This window comes from Mycobacterium sp. (assembly GCF_008709575.1).
GTDB lineage: Bacteria > Actinomycetota > Actinomycetes > Mycobacteriales > Mycobacteriaceae > Mycobacterium.
This window is the reverse complement of the sequence record NZ_VYIK01000331.1, coordinates 1-706: the sequence shown is the minus strand read 5'-3', so window position 1 is coordinate 706 and position 706 is coordinate 1. Positions and strand designations below refer to the sequence as shown.

Annotated in this window: 2 protein-coding genes; both read left to right on the top strand. The window is 63.7% G+C overall.

All coding sequences use genetic code 11. The features are described 5' to 3' along the window. The coding region (locus F6Q13_RS18770) for an LppA family lipoprotein (RefSeq protein ID WP_293059738.1) at positions 1-332 on the top strand (332 nt) is incomplete at its 5' end. 53 nt (positions 333-385) lie between these two features. Further along, positions 386-664 (top strand): LppA family lipoprotein, encoded by a 279-nt coding sequence (locus F6Q13_RS20390; protein WP_367141374.1) that lies wholly within the window; start codon positions 386-388, stop codon positions 662-664. Positions 665-706 lie beyond the last annotated feature (42 nt).

Below are 706 nucleotides of genomic sequence, written 5' to 3'. Positions count from 1 at the left end.
CCACCATCAGCTGGGAAACCCTCAACGAAGGCTCGGGCAGCAGTACCTGCGCGCGGCCCTACGAACAAAGCGACGGGCGGGAATACTTTTTCCCCCACACGGTCGCTGTTCGTGTGCCAATGTCTGAGCAGGACTGGGCCAAAATTCAGGAGGCCGCCAAACGGGCGGCGGCCAAACTGGAGGCCACCGAGGTCCAGGTCATGCAAAACGGGCCGGCAAACCACGATGTGGGCTTTTACGGCCCGGCCGGGCTGTTCATCAAGGTCAGCTACGGCGGCAACCTGGTGGTCACTAGCTCCACCGGCTGCCGGCTACCCCGCGACCAGAAATAGCGCCACGGCGGACCCAAAATTGCCACACACCCGGCGGCGATTTACCGCAGAGAATGATCAGTCCATGGGTGGACTTACCGAGTTGCGGGAAACCGTTTCGGCGTGTGATCGTGGACGTCTGCGAAGCGAACGTCGCGGCACCCGCGAGCGCGCGACCGTCGTCGCCATGGCGCCCGGCTTGGTCCCACCGGGTTTACCCCCGACCCCACGTCATGCTCGATCACGACGTCCGCTTCTATGGTCCCACCGGAATATCCATCGGCGTCGGTTACCGGGGCAACCTGGTGGTCTCCGGTTCCACCGGCTGCCGGTTACCGCGGGAGAGAAAATAGCGTTGCCGCCATGCCGTGCTGTGCCGTGGTGTAAACGGCGTG